The following is a 19,644-nucleotide window of genomic DNA, read 5'->3' on the forward strand; positions in this document are numbered from 1 at the left end:
AATGATTGTTTTCTTTATCGATTTTATTTCTGATGCATTGTGTGTAAGTTTTCTTTGCCTAATGCTTCGCCAAGCGCATTGAGCATGCCATATCCGAATCTGTTGTCGGGTAATAGGTAATGCCCTTCCGACCATTCGTTGAAACAGGCAATGGTTATGAACCTCGGAATTTCAGGATTTTTATTCAGATATGAGAATGAAGACATGACAAAGGCTTTGAATGCTGCCGGACTTTCATTCCTGAATATGGTACATCCCGGCCATTGATCTTTATTCGGTTTTGACGGACGTTGATCAGGTGCGATATAGCGGGGTGTCGAATCCCAGCCTGCACCCAGAGACGGAATATACGGTATGTCGAATTCCATACGGTGTTCGTCCCATAACTTAAAGGCTACATCTGCAGCGGCAATTCCGTAGTCGGGCAATTCGATGTCCTTCGGTTGAAAACGTCCCGCTATCCAGTCCAGCGGATTGTAAGAACCGACCGTATTGTATCCTGCTCCAGCCATATTCTTGGTACTGAATCCTGTAACATGGAAATGCAGATCCGGATGTCCCAGATGTCGGGCATACTCCCGCAGGTCGGTAAATAATTTTTTTACCCCATCGAGTGAGAGCTTGGCTTCAAGCCGGCGTGCATCCCAGATGCATATAACAGGTTTCTTATCTATTTTCCAGTAGTTTTCGAGATTACAGTATCGTGAGATAATGTATGTAAGGCTTCGGAAAGCCTCTTCGTATGAAAAATCCGGTGCATCATAGCTGGGTGGATAAGCATTCTGTCCGTCGGTTTTCTTGGTAGGGTAGAGGATATACCACGGGTGGTTTGTCCACATGCAGGCAAATTTTACATCGTTTGTATTTTTTGCTTCCAGAAACCCATTTTCAAGAGCTTCGTGCAGGCATGGTTTCCCCCCATACCAATACCAGTCCCAGATGAGGACATCTACGCCGCTTTTTTTGCAAAGGTCGTTATATACTTCCCACGTAGACGGCAGGCTTTCATCCAATTCTCCGAGTAAAGGTGTTCTCGGTTGCTGATGCCCGTCGAACCATGGGCGTGCACTCCTTATCAGGTTATATTCTGTCCACCCCGGTGCATAGAGCTTGTTGTGAAGAGCCGATGCATGATAATTTGGGAAAACATAGGATGCTACCGTTAATCCGTCGGGTTTTTTCAAATATTGCGTGCCTCCTGCCAAAGTTTCGAGGTCATCCGGCAGACGGCTGACTTTGGCTTCTGTCTTTTTCTGAGCAGTAATAGAAAAAGATACTATAATGAAGGACAGTAACAGAAAATAGTTTTTCATATAAATTAAAATTGAGTGACTAATCTATCATTCTGAAGTCCGGACATAATTATTGAGGAAATCTTCCGGCTTCAGAATGATAAATATCTAAATAACTCTATCTATATACATTAACCCATATATTTTTACTCCACAGGAATATTATTCTCAGCACCCGGATAACCTATATTCTGATTGATGCGCCCCATGGTATTGGCTGTAATGGCTGTATGAGGAACCGGCCAAAGTACATGATAAGGTCTTATCACAAACGGATTTGTAGAATAAAAATATTCTTTTCTGTAGAAATTATTCTTTAAAATAACCCTGTCGTAATACCAGTTCTTTTTGCTGAAGTCTTTCAGGTTGTATCCGTCTTTGCCCAGTTGTGCCATAATGAATGCGATGCGGGTAAGTTCTGTCTTACGATGCTCTTCTATAAAGAGTTCGCGTGCCCGTTCATCCAATATATCATCCAGAGTAACTGCCGATAATTTCGGTGCCTTTGCCCTGTCGCGCACTTCGTTTACATCACTTGTCGCTTTAGATATATTGTTGAGCCAGTAATAGGCTTCGGCTCTCATCAGATACGTTTCTGCCAGACGGAATACATATTGATCGGTAAATCCACCCGAAGGAGTTTTTCCCTTATTGATGTCATCTTTATATATCAATACCTTTACTCTCGGGAATGAATAGTAGCACCGCATGGTATCGGTTACATATTGTCTTTGTACAGGTTTTCCGAACCATTCTGCACTACCTCCCTTAGACGCAGGCCTGTTATATTTCAACGTTGATATATCATACCAGTTATTGTTATTGCGGCGCATATCACTACCGCAGTTTTTCCATATCTCGTATTGGTGATAGTTGCTTGGGCGTATTTTGGATATGCCGCGTCCGAGCTCTGCCAATTGTTCGTATCCGTCATAAGGGCCTGTATCGTAGGTCGTCCCTTGTTTTCCGTCCGGCGTTCTTACTGCGGCTCCGTTGCTCCAGTAAGGAACATAATTACGCATACGCTGTGAGCCGTTTCCTTGTACATTCCCCAACAAGCCGTATCGTTCCTGTAATACGAAAATTGCCTCTTTGTTGGCATTGTCACTGATGTTTACTTCGCCGAAAAGGTCGTTGAAAACATCGAGGCTTGCATTGCTTGCATTTGTTCCGAAGCGGGTTTTCATTAGCGACAAGCCGTTATCGTTGATACAGCGTGTAGCCGAATCGACAGCTTTCTGGAATTCACCTACAGCCAGATAGAGCTTCGTTAGCAGATGTTCCCCTGCCGCTCTGTTTACTCCTCCGCGGACTACCTCTTTAGGGAGCCATTGTACGGCAAATTCCATATCGGATTTCATTTGATGAAGAATTTTTAATCTGGATGAAGAAACGAAATCGATTTTTGGTTCTGCTACCTCTTCCAGTACTAACGGCACATCACCCCACTGATGAGTCAGGAGATAGTACCAGTATGATCTGTGGAAATAGGCTTCCGATAGCAGGGCATTCTTATCCTGTTCGGATATGCCTTCTACTGTTTCTACCCGGGTGACAATGGTATTGGCATACTTGATGCCGTTCCAGCAATATTCCCAATACCGTAAGTACGCATCGATACTGGATTCGGGAGTCAATTGTATTTCCAGATTATGTATTTCTTTGGTTTCGGGAGAGCCCATCACCGACATATCTGAATATGCGTATTCAGATACCAAGGGATTCATATTGCTGAAAGCATCGCCGAACCACTCCCATTTTATCTGTTTGCGGCATGTATTGAGTCCGGCTTCCAATCCTTCTTTTGTATTGTAAGTATTTTCGGGAGCATAGAAAGATAATGGCTTCGGATCGAGGTCAACACACGATACCATAGTGATAAGGCCAATCGCTATGATAGAACTTTTTACTATATTTAAAGTATTCATCTTACTTATTTGTTTAATAATTGTTCTTCTTAAAATGTGATATCTATGCCGAGAGTGAACATACGGGGAGATGTCCCTATATTTTCAGGATCATAGTATTTCCAGTCTGTAATTACAAAAGCATTGTCTACATTAAGGCTTACTTTGAGATTTTCGATAGAAGCCTTTTTGAGAAGTTTTTTAGGGAAGATATATCCTAAAGATGCATTTTGCAAGCGTATGTAGTCTCTTTTCTTCCATATTCTTACACTAGGATTGGCACTGTTCGATCCCAGCCGTGCATATTCATTAGACGGGTTGTCCGGTGTCCAGTACTCGGTCCATATCGAGTTGAACCTGTCGTAATAACGGCCGTCGTAATTGCGCGGCATGCTGTCTTCGCCCCAGTAGTTAAATTCTCCTCTGAATACGAATGACAGATTAATACAGTTCAGGAAGGTAAAATCATTACGCAGCGACATATGATAGCGAGGTATTCTCGAGCCCATAAACAGTTTGTCTCTTTCGTCGAGTACGCCGTCTTCATTAACGTCCAGAAGCCTCGGGTCACCGGGTTGTTTCCCGTATTTCTTCGCCTCTTCTTCCTCTCCGAGCTGCCATATGCCTATCATCTTGTAATCCCTCAGCGTATATATGCCATGACCGATATACCATCCGTTTGTCAGGTCGTCGCCTTCTCTTTGGCCTATTACGTTGCCGTCATTGTCGAGCACATCTACCATGTCGCCATACAGGTGCTTGATCTTATTGTTGTTGGCGCTGTATATAAAGGTTGTAGACCAATGCACTTTTTTAGGAATATTGAGGTTTACACTGCTTAGAGTAAGTTCTATACCTTTGTTGTTTACCTCTCCCAGATTGGAGATAACAGTTCTGAAGCCTGTTATATTCGGTAATGCCCTGTCTAATATGAGATCTGTAGTTTTGTTGGAATATATATCTACTACCCCGCTCAGCCGTCCGTTGAAAAAGCCGAAATCGAGGCCTAAGTTAAAGGCTTGTGTTCTCTCCCATTTCAGCGATTTATTGGCCATATTATCAGTCCATAGTCCTGATACGGTTTCTCCTCCCTGAATATGGTCGGTAAGATTAAGTTTCGAAAGTGCTTTGTAGCGGCCAAAATCCCTGTTTCCATTTTCGCCCCACGAGAATCGTAGCTTCAGGTTGTCCAGTGCTCTGTTTTTAATAAAGCTTTCTTCTGATAATCGCCATGCAACTGCGAATGCGGGATATGTGCCATGCGGGTTTCTTGCTCCGAAAGCAGAAAATCCGTCGCGGCGTACCGAGGCCGTAAAGAGGTATTTATCCATTAGTCCGTAGTTGACTCTGCCCAATAAAGTTGTACCGGTCTGAATTTCATCGGATGCACCTGTATTTGGTAATACACCTCCGTCGAGATTATGGTATCCCAGATTTCCATTAGGTTTGAATCCCTGATTAGAAGCTGTTGTTGTCCAGAACTGGTACTTTTCGGAACCTGCTACGAATGTAAGGTCAATATTATGTATTTTATTGAAAGTATAATTCCATCTCAATATATTATCTACCAACCATTCATAGTCCGAAAACTCTTCTCTGTTTGTTTTGCCTCCTTTTGGTGTAGACGGTATAATTTCGGAAGTATAGTTATAACTTTTTCTCCAGCCGTAGCGGTTAGTGAAATTTGTCCTGAATGTCACTCCATATGGCAATGTCAGCATACCGTAGATAGTTGCATTCAGCGTCTGGGCTTTATGGAATTTATCATTAACATAGTGTGCCAGCAAAGGATTCGATGAACGCCCGTCATTGTAGGGAAAATTATTCAGTGTGCCGTCATCATTGTATGCCATTAGATAGGGGCTCATAGTATCGGCTTGACCTGTATCGGCTACTATACCTTCATTCGCCCTGTCTGAAAATTGAGCATTTATACCAAACTTGAACCATTTCTGAATATCTGCGTCGAGATTGACACGCGCTCTGGTAGCTTTAAATTCATCTCCTTCCTTGAAGCCTTCATTATCAGTTCTTCCCAGAGAAATAAAATAGTTGACCCGGGAGGATTTGCCCGATATGGAAGCATTATAGTTTTGGCGAAATCCTGTACGGTATACCGCATCTCTCCAGTCGGTAGTCCTACCTGCCTTATAATTGTTTATTTCGTCAGGAATAAAACTGAGGCGGGTCAGCCAAGTTTCTATATAATCGCCCGAGAAGCCTCCTTCATATGCTGCCCAGTCTTCCATCGTTACACCTGATGGCAAGTTATATGGATCGTTGTAATATCCCAGTGGTTTTTTATCTTTTTCGGGAGCAAAATAATCATTTGTTATAAAGTAATCGGCACGACGTTGCAAATACTGTTCGGGTGTAGGCATTGCTGGCATTGTGCGCGATTTGGTTGTCCCGAATTTTGCACTTACATTTATTATCGGTTTTTCGCTGGTTCCCCTTTTTGTTGTGATCATTATAGCGCCTGCCGATGCTTTCGATCCGAAAATAGCGGCAGAACTGGCATCCTTCAACACGTCGATGCTTTCTATATCATTGGGGTTTATATCAGATATATTACCATAGTAAATATTTCCGTCGAGTACAACCAGCGGGCTTGTTGAAGCTTTGAGAGATGCCGGACCCCTGATCTGCATAGAGCCTCCTCCGGCTGCTGTATTATCTACAGTAACCCTCAGGCCGGCAACACTACCCTTGAGATAGTCTACAAAATTGGTTGCAACTTTGTTTTCCATTATCTCCTTGCCTATATGAGAAACAGAACCGGTAAGGTCTTTCTTCTTTACGGTTCCGTATCCTACTACCACCACTTCTTCCAGTTGCTCTGCAGTTTCGTATAATACCACGCTCAGAGGGCCGGTCTTATCTGTAACATTGATTTCTTCGGTCTGGAAACCGATAAATCTGAATACTAACACCGTCTCATCTTGAGCCATGTGGATGCGAAAGTTTCCTTCGAGGTCTGTCATGGTACCTTTTGTAGTACCTTGGATGCTAACGCTGACGCCTGCTATAGGCGCTCCGCTGTTATCACTGACAGTTCCCGTTACCATTCCTGCCGCTTGCTGCGAATACAATAAATTGCTTCCTGCAATCAGCATTATACTAAGTAATAATATACACTTAACCTTTAGGTTAGATATGTTATTCCTAAAAAATAGCTGTGTGTCTAACATAAGATTTCAGATTAAAGTTTTGTTTTAGATTTATTAGATTATAAAGGCTGTCTGTTATGCAGATAACTATACACCACTAAAAGAACTGAAACCGCCATCGACAGGTATAACCGCCCCTGTTATGAATCCGGCTTCGTCGGAACATAAAAATTTTACAATACCGTTAAGTTCGCTTATGTCTCCGAAACGCTTCATCGGGGTCCGGCCTAATACCTTAATGCTGCGGTTCGTATACGAGCCGTCAGGATTTATCAAAACACCCCTGTTTTGGTCCCCGATGAAGAATCCCGGAGCAATTGCATTGACCCGGATTTTGTCGCTGAATTTCAATGCCATTTCCATAGCCATCCACTGTGTGAAAATGTTTATGGCTGTTTTTGCCATCGAATAGCCCGGTACACGTGTAATTGCCGAATATGTCGCCATTGACGATACGTTGACGATGCTACCGTACTTTTGGTCGGCCATCACCTTGCCAAACACCAAGCAGGGATAAACCGAACCATACATATTAAGATCGATAACGCGATTCAGATCCGAAACTTTCATGTCGAAGACATCCTGATCTTCCGCCAGTGTAGCGCCCGGTAAATTGCCACCGGCGGCATTGATCAGCATGTCTATCTTTCCCCATTTTTCTACTATCTTATCTTTTACACCGTTGAGACTGTCGATATCCAGAACATTACAAATGAATCCCGAGATTTCGCCCAAACTCTTCAATTCATCTATCCGTTTGTCTATATTTTCCTGCCGTACATCGAGTATTATTACCCTGACGCCGGCTTCTACAAGGCTTTTAGATATATTTCCACCAAGGACGCCTCCGCCTCCGGTGACGATTGCTACCTTACCATTCAAGTTGCTCATAAGTCTTTATATGTTTATTTTAGTTTATATGCGTCTTCTGATTGTTTTTTTGGAATGTTACAATAAACTTGTATCTGCATGTAGTAGTACATGAGAAATTTTAGTGTTTTGTGAGTAAGCATAATCCGTTACGGGGCGATTAGATTATTGCTTCGGATCTTTTCCGGCCGTTTATCTCCTGCCGGGTTTATGTGGAATATCGGGGGCGTTTTTCATATGTATATTCCTGTAATGTAAAAGTATAGTTTGTGCCATTCACGGACAAACTAAAAATTTGCAATTGCTTATATTATATTTGCGGATTGTTGTGAGTAATTTGTTTTATTACATCAAATTATACATTATATGCGAGAAGTAACAACTTTTTTTGGTTAAAAATTTATCCGGATAGGAAAGCAGACAGTATCGGTTATAGAAATAAAATAAGGCCGTCTTCACAGACAGCCTAATCTCAGTTGTTTAATTGAACCTTTTCAATGGAAAAATAAAGTAATTATTTCAATGTGTTTTTATTTTCTGTATATAATGAATATCAGTGGAGGGCTTTTTCCCGGTTTCGTTTACTGTTACAACTGTGCATAGAGAGAGTAATCTTTTTCACTGTTGTCGATACTGAATGGTACGATTGAAAGAGTTTCATTCTCATAGTTATAAGCGTGAACCAATATATCGGATTTTTCCGACCAGTTGTTAGTCTGGTTATCCCATTTAGTATAAGCTACGTAAAGCAATGAATTATCATCTCCGTATTGATAAGTATAGTTGTAACGGCTTTCCCATCCTTTTTCATTATTCCATACGCTTGTTGTTCTTTCCTGCAGGTTACCTGCTGCGTCGTAGAAATAATATACTTTAGATATCGGAGCATGAGTTGCTTCGTCTACGGTGATGTATTCTTTTGCTGTTCCTTTTTCTGTTTCAGATACGTTACTCAGGGTCATTGTACCTTGTGCGCTAACATTCATTATTGAAACGAATACTGCGAATACTGATGTTATAAATGTTGCTTTCATGATTTTATATTTTTTGTTGTTATTTTTTAATTGCTTATCTACAATATAATATGCCAAAGTCGTGCCAAAAAATATAATAGTCAGTAAATCAGTTGTTTGTTAAGATGTGATGCTTGCCGAATTGTAAACTTTTTTTACAACAGTAGTAGAATTTTATACAATTCTGATATTCTTAATGATTGTGGTTCAGGATTATGGGGTAGGAGATTATAAGTGTATTAAATGGTGTCCGCAATGTACGGATATGGACACACGTATATAAAAGCATAAGGCTGTCTTCACAGACAGCCTTAATGAAAGTTGTTTTAATTGAACCTTGCTATGGAAATTTATGTAGTGTTATCTTATTTGCTTGCCAGCGATTCTTGGCTTTCGCTATCTATATTAGCAGCGAAATATACTTCGTCACCCCAAGAGTCGTTTTTATTATCCCATTTTGTATATGTGTATGCGATATTTTTACCGGCAGTGTATTGGTATTCATATTTTGCACGTTCCTGCCAACCTTTTTCACTGTTCCATACGCTTACTACTCTTTCCAGCATGTTGCCTTCATTGTCGTAGAAGTAATATGTTTTTGAAATCGGTTTTTGATCTTTGTCTACTTTTATATATTCTTTTTTTGTGCCCGCCTCATCTTTTGAAATATTACTGAGAGTTACTCCGTTTTTTGCATTAAGACTCATTGTTGAAACTAATAATGCGATTGCTGAGATTAAAATAGTTGTTTTCATAATTGTATATTTTATTTTGTTATTATTATTAATCGTTCATCTGAAATATAATATGCCAAAGCCGTGCCAAAATTTATAATATTCAGTAGGTCAATATCTTGTGTGCTTTATGGGTATTAGCTGATTGTAAATTATTTTTACACCGACAGTCCATTTTTTTACAATTATTTCTGAGAAAGCAAAGGATAATCTATAACATTGTTGTTTACCTGCATTTGCTTTACGGAAAGAAAGTTATTGTTCTCATCGTATACGTGAACCAATATATCCGATTTGTTTGACCAGTCTTCTGCCTTGTTGTCCCATTTCGTATAAGCTACATAAGAGAGCATATCATTTTCACCGTAGATGTATGTATAATTGCTTGAATTTACCCATCCTTTTTCATTGTTCCATGTACTTGTTGTTTTTTCCAGTACATTTCCTTTTTCGTCGTAGTGGTAGAATTCCTTGCTAAGTGGTTTTGCGGTTTCTTTATCCAAAGTCACATATTCTTTTTTTGTTCCGGATTCGTTGCTTTCCACATTGCTGTAAGTTATTACATTCTTTGCGCTTAGGTTAGTTACTGAAACTAATACTGCGAATACTGAAGTTAAAATTGCTGCGTTCATGATTGTATATTTTAAAAGTTATTGTTTGTTATTTTACTAGTGTATTACTAAACTAGTACACTGCAAATGTAAGTGAAGTTTTTGACATACCAAATTTTTCAGCAACTTTTTTTAGAAAAAAATAAAAATATTTTATAATATATTGATAATCAGTAGTAACTTTGAAGAAGTTTTTTGGTAAATTATTCGTAATTTTGGAAATCTTTTAATTATAACCAATCTGATACCGAATGTATAACCTGAAAATAGCTACAGCACAATTCGAAAACAAAAGCGGGGACAAAGAATACAACCTGAGTATAATAGATAAAATGTCCGGTGGTGCGGCAAAAGCAGGAGCCGATGTAATCGCGTTCCATGAATGTTCCATAACCGGCTATACATTTGCCCGCCACTTGTCCAGAGAGCAAATGCTGGATTTAGCAGAATTGATTCCCGAAGGGGAAAGTGTGAAGCAGCTTATCAGTATAGCAAAGAAAAACAGGATAACTATCCTCGCCGGGCTATTTGAAAAAACATCAGACAGAGAGTTATATAAAGCTTATATTTGTGTCGATTCTTCCGGTATGAAAGCAAAATACCGGAAACTACATCCTTTTATAAACAAATACCTGAAACCGGGGAATGAATATGTTGTGTTTGAAATAAAGGGCTGGAAATGCGGCGTCCTTATTTGCTATGATAATAACATAATAGAAAATGTAAGGGCAACTACTCTTCTCGGCGCAGAGGTGATCTTCATGCCGCATGTTACTATGTGCACCCCTTCTACCCGTCCCGGAGCCGGTTTTGTTGAGCCTCAATTGTGGTATAATAAAGAACAAAATCCTACATCGCTCAGGGCAGAGTTCAACAGCCTGAAAGGCAGGGCGTGGCTGATGAAGTGGCTTCCTGCCCGTGCATATGATAATGGTATATATGCGGTATTTTCTAATCCTATAGGAATGGATGACGACCAATTGAAAAACGGATGCTCTATGATAGTAGATCCTTTCGGAGATATACTGGCAGAGTGTACATCATTGGGGGATGAATTTGTATTAGCTACCTGTACCCGCAATAAACTCGTCGAATGCGGGGCTTACCGCTATAAGAAAGCAAGGCGTCCCGATTTATACAGGGATATAATAGGCATGGAACATGAGCCGGAACAAAAAGTAGTGTGGCTGAATATGGAAAAATAATATCAGGCTCTGGAATAAGCCTTAATATTTATTATAAAACGCACAAGTAAATACTATTATCTTTACTTTTGTACAAAACATATTACAAAATGAAAAAGATTACTTTACTAGGTGGTTTTATCCTTTTATTTTCTTCTTTGTTTTCGCAGGAATACAATTATAAATTCCGGCTGACATTGAAAGATAAAGGACAGACGCACTACACAATTGACAAGCCGGAAGAATTCCTCTCTTCAAAATCTATCGAAAGACGTCAGAAACAAGGAATCGCAATAGATGCGACAGACCTTCCAATTTCACAGGACTACCTGAAAGCCATAGAGGCGGTCGGCGGCGTTATTGTTGCTAAAAGTAAATGGCTGGGTTCGGTAAGTGTTCATTGCAGCGACAGTGCAATGGTAGAAAAATACAAGGAACTGCCTTTTGTTTCCGATGCCTTATTTGTATGGAAAGGTAAACCTAAAGGTGAAGCCCGCAAGGATAGCATTATCAATTATCCGGCAAAAGAAATGGTTACCTTCGGAGATTATTATGCCCGCTCGGGTACAAATATAAAGATGAATAACGGCCAGTATCTGCACGATGCCGGATTTAAGGGCAAAGGTATGACGATTGCCGTTATCGATGCCGGATTCAATCATCTCCCTCAGATAGAGATGCTCGATAACCTCGATATAAAAGGCCATAAAGGATTTGTATATGAGAATGAAGATGTATACAGCAATGCTAATCAGCACGGGCTGAATGTGCTTTCATGCATAGGTACAAACAAACCGATGCAATTTGTCGGCACTGCGCCGGAAGCGAGTTTTTGGCTGCTGGGTTCGGAAGATGCCCGCAGTGAGTTCCCTATAGAGGAAGACTATTGGGCGACAGCCATAGAGTATGCGGATAGTGTAGGGGTGTATGTTGTAAATACTTCGCTCGGATATAATAATTTCGACAGTCCGGCAAAAAGCTATACACATAAAGATATTGACGGTAAAACTGCATATATTTCACGTGCAGCAGACGGGGCAGCCCAAAAAGGTATGCTTGTAGTGGTAAGCGCCGGAAATTCAGGTGACTCGGAATGGGTGAAAATTACTCCGCCGTCCGATGCTTTCAATGTGTTGACTGTAGGAGCTATCATGAGTGACTCTACTGTTGTCGGGTTCAGTTCGCGCGGACTGACTGCCGACCTTCGTATAAAGCCCGACGTTATGGCTCTGGGATTGAGGGCTGCAACGATTGCCGATAATGGCTTATTAAGTTATAAAGCGGGAACATCTTTCTCATCGCCTATCATGTGCGGCATGGTTGCCTGTTTGTGGCAGGCTTTCCCTACATTGACAAATAAGGAAATAATACAGGTAGTCAGGGAATCGTCCGATAATTATGAAACACCCGATCAGGATTATGGATACGGTATTCCTGATATGAAAAAAGCAATGGAAATAGCCCAAGCGCGTGTAGATAAAAAATCCGGAAAATGAATAACTCCGCCATCTCCCTCTACGAACTGAATAATCTGATAAAGGGTGTCCTTACAGACAGCCTACCGGAGATGGTTTGGATAAGGGCGGAGATGAGTGACGTGCGTGTTAACCAGAATGGGCACTGTTATCTTGAATTCATAGAAAAAGACCGTAAAGGAAAAACACTTGTAGCTAAAGCCCGTGGCATGATATGGGCGAATACATTCCATTTGCTCAGGGCGTATTTTGAAAATTCTACAAAGCAGACATTTTCATCGGGGTTGAAAGTGTTGGTACAGGTGAGTGTCGAATTTCACGAACTGTACGGGTTCAGCCTGACGGTTCACGATATCGACCCTAGTTATACACTGGGTGATCAGGCGTTAAACCGTGCAACTATCCTGCGGCAGCTGGAAGAAGACGGCGTATTAAATCTAAATAAAGAATTGGAACTACCCGTTCCGACAAACCGTGTAGCTATCATATCTTCGCCTACCGCTGCCGGATATGAGGATTTTCTCGACCAACTGAACCGCAATGCTTTCGGATTTGTCTTTTATACAAAGCTCTTTCCGGCAATTATGCAGGGCGACAGGTCGGAAGAATCTATTATATACGCACTGGAACGCATTTATGAATATCAGAATTGCTTTGATGCGGTAGTAATCATACGGGGTGGGGGAGCCACTTCCGACCTCAGCAGCTTCGACTCCTATCTGCTTGCTGCCAGTTGTGCACAGTTTCCTCTACCGATAATTACCGGTATCGGACACGAGCGCGACGAAACGGTGCTTGATATTGTAGCCCATACGCGGGCAAAAACACCTACGGCAGTCGCCGAATTCCTGATAGATAACCTGTCGGATACAGCTACGGAATTATCTGAGATTTCTCATGATATTGTCACATTAGTATCGCAGCGTCTGCAGGACGAAGCGGTGCTCCTGAGCGTTTTCGAAACAAAGAATACATTCATTCTGAAAGGATGGTATAAAGAGCAGGAGAGTATTCTTTCTTCCGCAAAGAGTGTTCTTAAAAAAGGTATGCTTCGTATACAGAAAGAAAACCAACAGGCATTTACTTTATTGGAAGATGTATTAAAGAAAAGGTCAAAGCAATTGGTTAAAGATGGACTGGACGAATTTGCATCTATAGAAGATACGCTGAAGAAAGGTATACAACAACAATATAAGAATGAATCAATCAAACTCGATACCCTCGAAAAACATCTTCATCTGTCTTCTCCCGAAAATATTCTGAAAAAAGGTTATACGCTGACAATGAAAGATGGAAAAGTAATAAAACGGAGCACAATATTAAATCAGGGAGATGAGATAATTACCGTTTTTACAGACGGGGAAATAGAATCTATTGTAAAGTAATATTATAGAATGAACACTGATAAGAAACCGATTCCTTACTCCTACGCATTCAGCTTTACGGATGGTATGGCGCATATCATACGTAAGTCGGGCACAGGCTTTATCAATAAATACGGTGAGCTTGCCGTGCCCTGCATATATGAGATGGCATACAGCTATTTTGACGGATTGGCACTTGTGCAGAAGAATAAGAAAGTCGGTTTTATAGATAAATCGGGGAATGTAGTTGTACCTATCGAGTACGACCATGCCGACGCTTTCTCTGAAGACTTAGCCGGAGTAATGAAAGATGGAAAATGGGGATTTATCGACAAACAGGGAAAAATTGTTATTCCATTTAAATATATAGGATGCAACTGGTTCTCAGAAGGTCTTTGCTGTGTGTTCGAAGAGGGAGTAGCAGGAGTAATAGATAAGCAAGGGAATTTGGTTATTCCTTATGGTATTTATGAAGAAGTCATGGACTTCAATGACGGGCTTGCTTATGCATACAAAGGCGGGCATGGCGGATATATAGACAGAACAGGCAAAGAAGTCATCCCTTTTATTTACGACTGTAAAGGTAGTGGAAAGGTTAAGGACGGACTTATATGTATATCCAAAAACGGTAAATGGGGCGTATTAGATAAAGACGGTAACGAAGTCATTCCGTTTATTTACGATGATATGGGATTAGAGTTTTCCGAAGAATTGCTTGCCGTGAGAAAGGATGGTAAATTTGGCTGTATCGATAAGCAAGGTAATGAGGCTATACCATTCATATATGACGACCTTTTCAGCTTTTCCGAAGGCCGCGCTGCTGCCCGCTTAGGAAATCGGTGGGGTTTTATAAATAAGGAAAATAAAGCTGTTGTGCCTTTTGCATTCGAGTCGGTTTACAGCTATTCCGAAGGATTGGCATTGGTGATGCAAAAAGGACGGAATGCTTACTTTATAGATAAGAACGGAGAAGCTGTTATTTATTTAAAAAGAAGTTATAACATACTGGATTATTCAAAGATTGTGTTTCTGGCTTTGGCTTTAGCTGCACTTATATTTATGCTGGTCAGAGCTTTTATTAGTTGACAATGGAATATTCTCGCTGTAAATTGTCAGCTATCCACTGTCAACCGTCCATTAAAAAACTTGTAACTCGTAACTGTCCGCAGTGCAAAGTAACTTGTAACAAAAAAAAATATGGCAAAGAAAGAACAAACATATGGCGAGGCCATGCAGGAATTGCAGGATATCATGTACCGCATCGAAAATGAAGACCTCGATGTAGATATCCTTCTCGAAGAAGTGAAGAAAGCTGCAACCCTTATCAAATTCTGTAAGGACAAATTGCAGAAAACGAATGTAGAAATACAAAAGATACTGGATAAAATAGAATGAGCCGGAAAAGTGTCATTATAGTTGCCGGAGGTAAAGGGCTTCGCATGGGTTGCGACCTGCCGAAGCAGTTTATCCCTGTTGCGGGTAAGCCTGTGTTGATGCGGACTATCGAAGCATTCTATAATTACGATAATAATATAAATATCGTATTGGTTTTACCCTTATCTCACCAAAATTACTGGAGGGAATTATGCGCTGAATATCACTTTACCATAGCTCATGAAATAGCTACGGGAGGAGAAACGCGTTTTCACTCTGTAAAAAATGGCCTTGCTATGGTTGAAAACGGTATAGTAGGTGTACAGGACGGTGTAAGGCCGTTTGCTTCGAAAGAAATGATTGCACGCTGTTTTGATGCAGCAGAACGATACCCTGCCGTCATTCCCGTAATCGATTCTACCGACAGCCTTCGTGAAATGGTTGGCGAAGAAAAGAGCAGGATAATAGATCGCTCGAAAATCCGGCTTGTACAGACTCCGCAGGTATTCCATACCGATATTTTGAAAAAAGCGTACGAAACCGAATATAAAGATACATTTACCGATGATGCCTCCGTTGTGGAAGCAGTGGGCATAAACGTGCATCTGGTAAGGGGAGAGGTTACGAATATAAAAATTACTACTCCGTTGGATTTGAAAATCGGGGAGTTGATAGTAGATTCACCTTTATAATAGATCTATGGATAAAGAAGAAATTATCAAAGATTTTGTGAAGCAATTCTATAAAGAAAAGCAGTCATTTTATAATACTTGTTGCGTCAAAGAATATGTAGAAGATAAAGGAGCTCTAACCACAAAACTTGTTTCGGATTTGAAACTGAGTGAAGTGCAGCGGCCTGTATTCGAGAAATTTGTAGATACATTGCTGACGGATGTGTTCTATACTATTTTGTTAGGAATAGACGGAGAATCGAGTATCGGAGATCTTTATCAGACATATAAGATAATTGATGAAAAAGGCACCGATCTTTCGGGAGGGGATATTGAGGCATATGCTTATGAATATTTTCATGGCGGCTTGTATGAAAAAGAAGATAAAAACCAAAGAAATACCTGATGCTAGATACTCTCTCAGATTTTTATCTTCAACAGGAAGAACCGCAAAGAAGCTGTTTGTTCGCTTTACGGAGCATTATTCTGAACTTGGATAACGATGTTTCAGAAACGATGAAATATGGGATGCCCTGTTTTTGTTATAGGCAAAAGATGTTTTGCTATTTGTGGACTGATAAGAAAACCAACGAACCCTATATTTTGATGGTGGAAGGTAAATATCTGGACTATCCAGAATTGGAACAGGGAGAGCGTTCCCGCATGAAAATACTTAGAGTCGACCCAAGTGAAGATTTGCCTGTTGAAACAATTGAATTAATATTAAATCATGCGTTGGACTTGTATAAAAACGGCACGATAAAAATAAAGAACTGATTATGGAATACGATATCGACGCACTATACTATAATGCAGTAGACCTGCTGAAAGAAATGATTGAAACACCTTCTTTCAGTAGGGAAGAACATAATGTAGCTGAAATAATAGCCGCCTATATGCGGAAAATGGGATTCGAACCGCAGCGGAAAGGTAATAACCTCTGGATTCAAAGCAAAGATTTTGAAGAATCGAAGCCTACTATCCTGCTCAATTCGCATATGGATACCGTACGGCCTGTTTCTGGCTGGACAAAAGACCCTTTCACTCCCGAAACAGAAGATGATACATTATATGGTTTAGGAAGTAATGATGCGGGTGCGCCGTTTGTTTGCCTGCTGCATGCATTTTTCGTATTGACTGCCAAAAAGCAGGATTATAACCTTATTTTTCTTGCATCCTGTGAAGAAGAAATTTCCGGAAAGGACGGAGCAGAATCTGTAGTTCCTCTTCTTCCCGAAATAGAATTCGGCATAGTGGGTGAACCGACTCAAATGAATCCGGCTATTGCCGAAAAAGGTCTGCTTGTACTGGATTGTACGGCCTATGGTAAAGCAGGGCACGCTGCCCGTGATGAGGGTGAGAATGCCATTTATAAGGCAATGAAAGATATCGAATGGTTCAGAACCTACCAGTTCCCGAAAGTCAGCGAATTACTCGGGCCGGTAAAGATGACCGTCAGTATGATAAATGCCGGTACACAGCATAATGTGGTTCCCGATAAATGCGACTTTGTAGTGGATGTACGCAGTAATGAACTTTATAGCAATCAGGAATTGTTCGGACTGATAGATGACCAGACCTCCTGCGAGATTAAGCCCCGCTCATTCCGGCTCAATTCTTCCCGCATTGCATTGGAAAATCCGTTTGTTCAACGAGCGATAATTATCGGAAAAGAACCTTATGGTTCGCCGACATTGTCCGACCAGACTTTTATGCCTTTTCCCACTTTAAAAATGGGGCCCGGAGATTCGGCCCGTTCACATACGGCAAACGAATATATATTGCTGAGTGAAATAAGGGAAGGCATCGAGTTATACATAAAGCTACTCGACGGATTACGCCTGTGATTCATCTCCCGATTGTTTGAGAAGTTCCTTCAATTGTTCTTCCGTATGGTCTATCTGCCTTAACGGAACTGTTTCTATTACTGCTAGTGACGGGTCGATATCATACATCTGTGTGTCGGAAGTAGTCAGTTTCTTGACCAAATTATAGCATGCCAGTATTATCTGACGGCTAGGATTCATGTGTACATTCCGGAAGATGCGGTCTACAACCATATATTTGAAATCGCCGCGCTTATCCTGTCCTTCGAGTACCGACGGATAGCGTGAACTGAGATCTACCAGCCCGTGACGTTCGAGTTCGTTAGCTATAAGGGTCACATATTTATCGGTATGGATACCTAGCTTGAAGCCTGCGCGTATATTGATACGGAATACCTTTTTCGGTACATATACCGTTGTTTCGTAGCTGAATTCGTAAGGTTCGTCTGTCCTTTTTATACGTACAAACCAGTATGTATCCGCTCTCTTAGGTGTACGCTTAAACAAGGAATAAGCGATCTTGCTTTCAAGGAAATTTTTATTATTTGCTTTAACAATATATACCAGATGTGTTGCCGACTTCGGTATTTTCTCATCTTCACTGATGCGTACAATCTGGTTTATATACTGTTCATCTACCTGATCATATACGGTGTAGTGACGCTTGATTCTCCGCCCGTTATACCATGAATACATAAGCAATAGCAGAACTCCTGCAATAATAATAGGTATAAATCCTCCGTGTGCGAATTTTTCCATATTGGCAAGGAAGAAACTAAATTCGATAAACACAAAGAAGAGTGTCAGAGGAATACTGAACCAGAGTGGCTTGTTGTTCTTCATAAAATAAAGGAACAGCAATACGCTGGTCATCAACATACTCAGGGTAATTGCAAGACCATACGCCGCTTCCAGCTTCATTGATGATTGCATGGTAAGAATGATAATAATACATAATATCATCATCATACGATTAATAGACGGTATATAAAGTTGTCCTTTAATATTTGTCGGATATTGTATCTTCACATTCGGCCATATATTCAGTGAAATGGCCTCGCTTATGACGGTGAACGACCCGCTGATAAGTGCCTGACTAGCAATAATAGCGGCAAACGTAGCCATTAGTACACCGATAAGGCTGAACCATTCGGGCATCATAGCAAAGAACGGATTGATATCGTGGGAAACCTGTGCCGGATTGTTGGTGATCCATGCTGCCTGTCCCAGATAATTAAGAATGAGAGCTGTCTTTACATATACCCATGATACACGGATATTCTTCAAGCCGCAGTGCCCCAAATCCGAATATAATGCTTCGGCACCAGTTGTACAGAGGAACACAGCGCCAAGGATAATCATTGTGTGAGGTACTTCAATCAGGAAATTAATAGCATACATCGGACTAAAAGCCCTGAATACACTGACATCGGTAATGATCTGACTCAAACCCATAACGGCCATCATCGAAAACCATATTATCATCAGGGGACCGAAATACTTACCGAGCGAACCCGTACCCAATGGCTGCACCAGGAACAGAACCAGCACAATAGCAATGGTAACGGGAATAACAGGTATATGCGGTGCAATCGTATTAAGCCCTTCGACAGCCGACATAACGGTCATCGCCGGAGTAATAATACCATCGGCAAGCAATGTCGCAGCACCTACGCCCGCCAGAATATAAGCCCAGCGGTACTTCTGTCGTATTAAAGCATAAAGAGATAATATGCCGCCCTCGCCTTTATTGTCGGCGCGCAGGGTGATAATTACATATTTGAGGGTGGTCTGTATAGTCAGCGTCCATATAACGCAGGAAACAGCGCCCAGTACATATTTGGGGTGAGTAAGTTCTCCGGCAGGAAGTGCATTCAGTATGGCTCTCATCACGTACAACGGGGATGTACCGATATCACCGAATACAATACCTATTGCCAATACAACACCAAGGGCACTAAACCGGACTTTATGACTTTCTTTCATACATTCTAGTATTGAAAAATTGCTCCCAAAAGTACAAGATTATTCTGTATTAAAGTATTTTGGACGGTTAAATTTTGAACCGCCTTTTTCTCTGTCTGTGAACAAATATCTTAAAGAGCCTGATACTTGTCGGGAAGCAAAACAAACTACTCATTAATTAACATTTT

General features: G+C 41.0%; 17 protein-coding genes. 9 read left to right on the forward strand and 8 right to left on the reverse strand.

The features are described from left to right. Positions 1-23: 23 nt before the first annotated feature. The 7 genes from K348_RS0104470 to K348_RS0104500 all read right to left on the reverse strand — a co-directional run bounded on the left by K348_RS0104470 (position 24) and on the right by K348_RS0104500 (position 9,618). Complete coding sequence (locus K348_RS0104470; RefSeq protein ID WP_029903330.1) at positions 24-1,313, reverse strand: glycoside hydrolase family 99-like domain-containing protein; 1,290 nt, start codon at positions 1,311-1,313, stop codon at positions 24-26. A gap of 125 nt (positions 1,314-1,438) precedes the next feature. Then, on the reverse strand, positions 1,439-3,220 hold the full coding sequence (locus K348_RS0104475; RefSeq protein WP_029903331.1) for a RagB/SusD family nutrient uptake outer membrane protein: 1,782 nt from the start codon (positions 3,218-3,220) through the stop codon (positions 1,439-1,441). Between the two features lie 29 nt (positions 3,221-3,249). Next, positions 3,250-6,315, reverse strand: coding sequence for a SusC/RagA family TonB-linked outer membrane protein (locus K348_RS0104480; RefSeq protein ID WP_231496746.1), 3,066 nt, complete (start codon positions 6,313-6,315; stop codon positions 3,250-3,252). Positions 6,316-6,456: 141 nt separating this feature from the next. Beyond that, positions 6,457-7,260, reverse strand: a complete 804-nt coding sequence (locus K348_RS0104485) for an SDR family oxidoreductase (RefSeq protein WP_029903335.1) — start codon at positions 7,258-7,260, stop codon at positions 6,457-6,459. 566 nt (positions 7,261-7,826) lie between these two features. Further along, the gene (locus K348_RS0104490; RefSeq protein ID WP_029903337.1) at positions 7,827-8,330 is read right to left on the reverse strand and encodes a DUF3836 domain-containing protein; all 504 of its coding nucleotides are present in this window, start codon (positions 8,328-8,330) and stop codon (positions 7,827-7,829) included. A gap of 287 nt (positions 8,331-8,617) precedes the next feature. Further along, positions 8,618-9,007 carry a DUF3836 domain-containing protein gene (locus K348_RS18360; protein ID WP_081852513.1) on the reverse strand — a complete coding sequence of 130 codons (390 nt, stop codon included), beginning with the start codon at positions 9,005-9,007 and terminating at the stop codon, positions 8,618-8,620. 164 nt (positions 9,008-9,171) lie between these two features. After that, entirely contained in the window at positions 9,172-9,618 is a 447-nt protein-coding gene (locus tag K348_RS0104500; RefSeq protein ID WP_029903339.1) for a DUF3836 domain-containing protein, read from the reverse strand. Positions 9,619-9,848: 230 nt separating this feature from the next. Here K348_RS0104500 and K348_RS0104505 point away from each other — a divergent pair, with 230 nt between their 5' ends. The 9 genes from K348_RS0104505 to K348_RS0104545 all read left to right on the forward strand — a co-directional run bounded on the left by K348_RS0104505 (position 9,849) and on the right by K348_RS0104545 (position 17,512). Beyond that, the gene (locus K348_RS0104505) at positions 9,849-10,802 is read left to right on the forward strand and encodes a nitrilase family protein (RefSeq protein WP_029903341.1); all 954 of its coding nucleotides are present in this window, start codon (positions 9,849-9,851) and stop codon (positions 10,800-10,802) included. A gap of 89 nt (positions 10,803-10,891) precedes the next feature. Further along, a complete protein-coding gene (locus tag K348_RS0104510) occupies positions 10,892-12,277 on the forward strand; it encodes a S8 family serine peptidase (RefSeq protein ID WP_029903342.1) in 1,386 nt (461 codons plus the stop codon). Continuing rightward, complete coding sequence (gene xseA / locus K348_RS0104515; RefSeq protein ID WP_029903344.1) at positions 12,274-13,641, forward strand: exodeoxyribonuclease VII large subunit; 1,368 nt, start codon at positions 12,274-12,276, stop codon at positions 13,639-13,641. The genes K348_RS0104510 and xseA overlap by 4 nt, the downstream gene beginning before the upstream one ends. Positions 13,642-13,650: 9 nt before the next feature. After that, positions 13,651-14,706 (forward strand): WG repeat-containing protein, encoded by a 1,056-nt coding sequence (locus K348_RS0104520; RefSeq protein WP_029903346.1) that lies wholly within the window; start codon positions 13,651-13,653, stop codon positions 14,704-14,706. 111 nt (positions 14,707-14,817) lie between these two features. Beyond that, entirely contained in the window at positions 14,818-15,015 is a 198-nt protein-coding gene (gene xseB, locus K348_RS0104525; RefSeq protein ID WP_029903348.1) for an exodeoxyribonuclease VII small subunit, read from the forward strand. Beyond that, on the forward strand, positions 15,012-15,686 hold the full coding sequence (locus K348_RS0104530) for a 2-C-methyl-D-erythritol 4-phosphate cytidylyltransferase (RefSeq protein WP_029903350.1): 675 nt from the start codon (positions 15,012-15,014) through the stop codon (positions 15,684-15,686). Before xseB ends, K348_RS0104530 begins: the two co-directional genes overlap by 4 nt. 7 nt (positions 15,687-15,693) lie before the next feature. After that, positions 15,694-16,071: a hypothetical protein gene (locus K348_RS0104535; RefSeq protein ID WP_029903352.1), complete on the forward strand. Its 378-nt coding sequence runs from the start codon at positions 15,694-15,696 to the stop codon at positions 16,069-16,071. Further along, positions 16,071-16,442, forward strand: a complete 372-nt coding sequence (locus K348_RS0104540) for a DUF1801 domain-containing protein (RefSeq protein WP_029903354.1) — start codon at positions 16,071-16,073, stop codon at positions 16,440-16,442. The genes K348_RS0104535 and K348_RS0104540 overlap by 1 nt, the downstream gene beginning before the upstream one ends. A gap of 2 nt (positions 16,443-16,444) precedes the next feature. Then, positions 16,445-17,512: a M20 family metallo-hydrolase gene (locus K348_RS0104545; RefSeq protein ID WP_029903357.1), complete on the forward strand. Its 1,068-nt coding sequence runs from the start codon at positions 16,445-16,447 to the stop codon at positions 17,510-17,512. Here the strand turns inward: K348_RS0104545 and K348_RS0104550 are convergent. After that, complete coding sequence (locus tag K348_RS0104550) at positions 17,501-19,477, reverse strand: KUP/HAK/KT family potassium transporter (RefSeq protein ID WP_029903358.1); 1,977 nt, start codon at positions 19,475-19,477, stop codon at positions 17,501-17,503. The genes K348_RS0104545 and K348_RS0104550 overlap by 12 nt on opposite strands. Positions 19,478-19,644: the final 167 nt, after the last annotated feature.

The organism is Prevotella sp. 10(H) (genome assembly GCF_000711235.1).
Lineage (GTDB): Bacteria > Bacteroidota > Bacteroidia > Bacteroidales > Dysgonomonadaceae > Dysgonomonas.